The sequence below is a fragment of the uncultured Cardiobacterium sp. genome (assembly GCF_938028185.1).
GTDB lineage: Bacteria > Pseudomonadota > Gammaproteobacteria > Cardiobacteriales > Cardiobacteriaceae > Cardiobacterium.
In genome coordinates this window covers 1-4958 of the sequence record NZ_CALJAH010000240.1, presented here as the reverse complement: position 1 = coordinate 4958, position 4958 = coordinate 1, and the positions used below count along the sequence as shown (strand labels likewise).

Genomic DNA, 4958 nt, shown 5'->3' with positions numbered 1-4958 from the left:
CAGCTGGTGATTGTTACGGATGCCTGGCACGGCAAACAACGGCGGCTGCCGTTCGCCCCGGCTGAACTCGGAGAGCAGGACACCGGCCTTGGCGAATTTGACCCCAGCCCGAAATATCTCCAGCGCCGCCGGGCGTACCGCACGCAACAGGTCGCGGGTGTCTGCCGTCGATGCCGCCAGGGCTACGGTGCGCTGTGCACTGTAGGGCTGTTGCCCATAACGAGCGCTACGGGCAAAGACCGTCACCATGCGGCATTCCTGCTTCTCTTGGCGTAGCTTCTCGGCGGCACGTGCGGTGTACTCGGCCACCGCTTCGCATAATGCTTCCGGGTCAGTAATCGCACTTGAGAAGGAGCGGCTGCTGATGATTTGCTGTTTCGGTGGACGTACCTCTTCCAGCTGCAGGCAGCTTTGCCCGTTTAACTCGGCCACAGTACGCGCTAACACAACGTTGAAGCGCTGCCGGATCCATCCCGGATGACTGTCGGCGAGCTGTAGCGCGGTCTGGATACCCAAAGCACGCAGATGCTCGCCCAGACGGCGACCAATGCCCCACACCTCTTCCACCGGGGTGATGGCGAGCAAGCGGCGCTGCCGGACCGGGTCGGACAAATCTACTACCCCGCCGGTCTTGGGATACTGCTTGGCGGCATGATTGGCGAGTTTCGCCAAGGTCTTGCTCGGCCCAAAACCAATACCGCAGGTGATGCCGGTCCACTGCCGGATAATCTGTCGCCACTCACGTCCCAGCGCGTCCAGCCCGGAAAGACCGCCGGCATCCACAAAACACTCGTCAATGCTGTACACCTCCAGCGCCGGGGCAAAAGTGGCGATGGTCTGCATCACCCGGTTGGAAATATCGGCATAGAGCCCATAATTGCTGGAAAAGACTGCAACACCGCGCACGCGAAGGAAATCCCGGCAACGGAAATAAGGCTCCCCCATCGGAATACCCAACAGCTTGGCCTCGGCATTACGGGCAATGACACAGCCGTCGTTATTGGACAGCACCACCACCGGCTTGCCGCGCAAATCCGGGCGAAAGACCTGCTCACAAGAGGCGAAGAAAGAATTGGCATCAATCAGCGCGAACATGGGCAGCCTTGCCCCGGCGCAATTTACGAATGACGGCTGTCACCACACCGACAATCTCAAAATCGCTGTCAGCGGAAACCGGCTGCGCCTTGTAGGCAGCATTGTGCGGAATCAACAAAGGTGCGCCGCCAACAAAGCCCAGCTCTTTTACCGTGAACCCCCCATCCAGGGCAGCGATGATGATATCGCCGCTCTGCGACTGCAAAGAGCGATCCACGCACAGCACGTCACCGGGGAAAATCCCGGCATCAATCATGGAATCCCCATCAGATTCGACCCGCAAATAAAAGGTCGCCGGCGCATTGCGTACACAATACTCGTTGAGGTCGAGCATCTGCTCGACGTAGTCATCAGCCGGGGAAGGGAAACCGGCAGCAACGCGGGTGAGCATCAGAGGCAGGGGCAGTAACGAGGGTTCTGTTGGGGCATTACCCAATAGATTCAGATGATGAACGGTAGCGTGAGCCGCAAGATGGGCAGCAGAATCAGTAGTCATAAATACTATGATAGCGTACACAAGGTAGGCTCGATAGAAATTTGGAGATCTTTGCACAACTGGGGATTTTTAGGCGAGGCAACAGCTGCAGGTACCACGCGACTGCCGTCAAATTTTGTACAAACTTGCCTACAAGGAAACATCATGCTTGCACATAAAATCCAAAAATAATATAATGCACACAGGTCAGGTGTTCGCTGTCCATTTATGGCGTAAATAACCGATTTTGGTTACCTGGCTTACCTTGAAAGCCGCAGTAGAAGCGGCTTTTTTTATTTCTAGGGTTAGATCATGTATTTATTGTATGTAGATGAGTCTGGTGCTGTTCAAGATCCAGCACAACATTATTTTGTCCTTGCCGGCGTCGCCGTATTTGAAACAAAAGCGCATTGGTTAGAACAAGATTTAAACCAAATTGTGCAACGTTTCTCATCTGATTATGATGCCTTAGAATTACATGGTTCACCAATGAGGAGTGGGAAAGATGGATGGAAAGAGTACAAATTAGAAGAAAGGATACAGGCGATAAAAGACGCCCTAAATATTGCTATTGCCAAAAATTATCGTAAAAGTAATCCCCAAGTACGTCTGTTTGCTGCAGTTATTAATAAATACAAGCTTTCTGGTACGGATCCCGTTATTCATGCCTTCGAACAGTTATCTAGCCGTTTCGACCTGTTTCTTAAACGGTTGTATAATAAGGGCGATAAACAGCGAGGATTGATGCTGTTTGACAAGTCAACTACCGAAAAGCGTATCCAAACGTTGGCACGGGAATTCAAGTACAATGGTCATTCTTGGGGACATACACACAATTACGCAGAAGTTCCCGTATTCCTAGATTCTAAAGCGTCAAGATTGATTCAATTAGCCGATTTGATTGCTTTCGCATTGTATCGACATTATCAGCATAATGATAGTCAGTTTTTTAATATTATTAAAGATTGTTTTGATTCAGAAGGAGGTGTAACACATGGATTGTATGAAAAATTGTTGTAAGCAGTTTTTCAATAAAACATTTATTGAAATGCTTTAATTTAAAACTTCCCATATCTGCCAATCTAGTACAGCCCAATAAAAAAAGCGCCATTCGGCGCTTTTTTTATTGTTTACATGGCAACGCTTACGCATCCGCCATGTCATCAGGATCTTCCTCCCCGTCGTCATCGATGGGAATGTAGGTTTGCCGTTCGTCATCCCAGCGGTAATCCTCCTCTCCGCACAACGCAAAAGCAATTTCGTAGGCTTCGCGGCTGCCATCCAGTATCCAGACGGCATCAAACCACTTCCCATTTTTGATGGAATAGCGGCCAGTATTGTTGCCGAGGTCTTCATCGGCGTAGCAGACTTCAAGTACCAGCTGCGGATGTTGCCGTGACAGCGCCTCGATAATGGGACCCGGATGTGTCCAGGCCGTTTCAAAGGTACAGCGGTCACTGTCTTCTAGGCGATATTCATGGCAGTTCCACTTGGTACCCCACTCCTCTACACGCCAGTCGTACCAGGTCGCGTAACCGTAGAGGCTGCGGCAGAGGTGATAGCGGCGTGCCAGGGGCAGCCACTCGGCAAGCGGCATGGGTCGGCAAATGTTGTAAGTATCGCCGTAGTCGTCTTGCCCAAACCGTAGGAAACTGGGTGGGGCATTCTCCGGTTGGATGATGTCCCGAAAGGACAGACCGTCGAAAATCAGCCTTTCGTAATGGCCGCTGTTCGAGCCGCTCTCGGTTTTTTCCAGTGCCAGCGGCATCGGGATGATGCGGTTAAAATCACGCAGTTTGCCCAGGACTTCGAGGCTGTCACAACGGACAGAATTGGCTACCCAATTTGTCATAAATAACTCCTTTGTTTGCATGAAAAAAAGGAGCAATCCCCCAACGGGGGACTGCCCCGTCAGGGAATGGGTCTTGCGACCCGGTGGTGGCGTTACCGCCGATGATGGCCTTGCGGCCGTGAACGTGGATGCTTACGCGTCCGGTGAGCAGGTGTTGTGCCCTGCCCTTTTGCGCGGTTTCTACGCTGGGCCGGACTTACCTAGCACCGAGCAGTTGTTTGGCCAGCGCTTCTACCACCGAACCTTCGCTGCTTTCGTCTTCGTCGAAAACATCCAGCCCGGTTTCCGGCATCACCCCCATCGTCGAGAGTGCCGTCTTGATTTTTTTGGACATCAGTTCGAGGCATTGCACCTGCGTGCTGTCTGCGTAGCAGGCGTAGTACACCCGCACGTCGTTTTCCTGACCAATGCGCCAACTGCGTCTTGAGGCTTGCGCCGCCGTATAGACGTTGTAGCCCGTCTGGCAGAAGTAGATGGTCGGAAACGCCAGCAAATCCAGGCCCGTTTTCACCAGCTCCGGATTGGTGATGAGCACGTCGATGCCATGCTCCACCTGGTCGGCGATCCAGTCCTCGCGCGCGTCGCTGCTCACCGTTGAGCGCAGCACCGCAGCTTTCAGGCCGTGTTGCTGCATCAGCTGACGCAGCCGCGTGGCCGTATCGTGTCCGCCGGTATAGACGGTATAGACCAGCACCCGCCGCCCCTGCTGTTTTTCTTGCAGACAGAGGTTGATGACGTCCGCCTCTTTCGGTGTCGGTGCGCCGTCGGCGAACAGGCTGGCGGTTTCGGCGAGGATGTCACGGCAGTCGCGCGGGTGGGTGATGGTCTCGGCACGGAAGCAGGTGTCCGGCCAGCGCAGGAGCGCGTTGATGACCACGCCGGTGAGACTGTTGTCACGGTGTGCCAGCGCGGCACGCAGGCGGTTGCCGAGACGCAGGTGCAGATGGCGGTAGGCTTCCCGCATTGTCGCCGTCATCGGGATGAGGCGGGTTTCTTCGTGATAACCCGGCAAGACGTCGCCGACGTCCTGTAACCGCATGAATACGGCATAGGGCAGGACAAAGCGGGCAATGCCGGTCGCCGAGAAGCCCGGTGCCTTGCGCGTCTGGCTCGCCACCTTCTTGCCGCGTGCGGTTTTGAAGGTGCCATCCTCCCGGCTCTTGTACACGTCAATCAGACAGCCGTAGTGCGCCATGAAGCGGGCTTCGGCGCTGAAGAAACTGCCGCCTTGCGTCGGACCGAAGCCGAGCTTGAGCATTTCCGACGGCATGGCACGAAAGAGCAGGTAGAACAGGTCGGAGGCGTAACCGCCCATCAGCGTGCCGGTGAGGCAGAGCACTTTTTCCGCTTCGCCGCAGAGGACGGCCATAGCCTGCCCCTGGGCGGAGCCGGCGACCTTATACTCGTGTGCCTCGTCAATCAGCGCCAGCGAGAACGACTTGCGCGGGAAGTAACGTTTGACGAACTCCGAGGGCTGATAGCTGATCATGCGCAGGGCGAACTCCAGCCGCCCCAGCGATTTCTCCAGGCGTGCCG

The 4958-nt window shown here is 54.7% G+C and carries 5 protein-coding genes; 1 reads left to right on the top strand and 4 read right to left on the bottom strand.

The window, feature by feature from the left end; translation table 11 throughout:
- Both Q0349_RS06940 and umuD read right to left on the bottom strand, forming a co-directional pair.
- Nucleotides 1-1095 (bottom strand): Y-family DNA polymerase (locus Q0349_RS06940; protein ID WP_298080146.1); only part of this gene is annotated, 1095 nt, incomplete at its 3' end.
- Entirely contained in the window at nucleotides 1079-1486 is a 408-nt protein-coding gene (gene umuD, locus Q0349_RS06935; RefSeq protein WP_298080147.1) for a translesion error-prone DNA polymerase V autoproteolytic subunit, read from the bottom strand. The genes Q0349_RS06940 and umuD, both read right to left, overlap by 17 nt.
- 396 nt (nucleotides 1487-1882) lie before the next feature.
- Here umuD and Q0349_RS06930 point away from each other — a divergent pair, with 396 nt between their 5' ends.
- Nucleotides 1883-2590: a DUF3800 domain-containing protein gene (locus Q0349_RS06930; protein WP_298080145.1), complete on the top strand. Its 708-nt coding sequence runs from the start codon at nucleotides 1883-1885 to the stop codon at nucleotides 2588-2590.
- A gap of 124 nt (nucleotides 2591-2714) precedes the next feature.
- Here the strand turns inward: Q0349_RS06930 and Q0349_RS06925 are convergent, their stop codons facing one another.
- Both Q0349_RS06925 and Q0349_RS06920 read right to left on the bottom strand, forming a co-directional pair.
- Nucleotides 2715-3422, bottom strand: a complete 708-nt coding sequence (locus Q0349_RS06925; protein ID WP_298080144.1) for a hypothetical protein — start codon at nucleotides 3420-3422, stop codon at nucleotides 2715-2717.
- Nucleotides 3423-3618: 196 nt separating this feature from the next.
- Nucleotides 3619-4958: helicase-related protein (locus Q0349_RS06920; protein ID WP_366916289.1), on the bottom strand; the 1340-nt coding region annotated here is incomplete at its 5' end.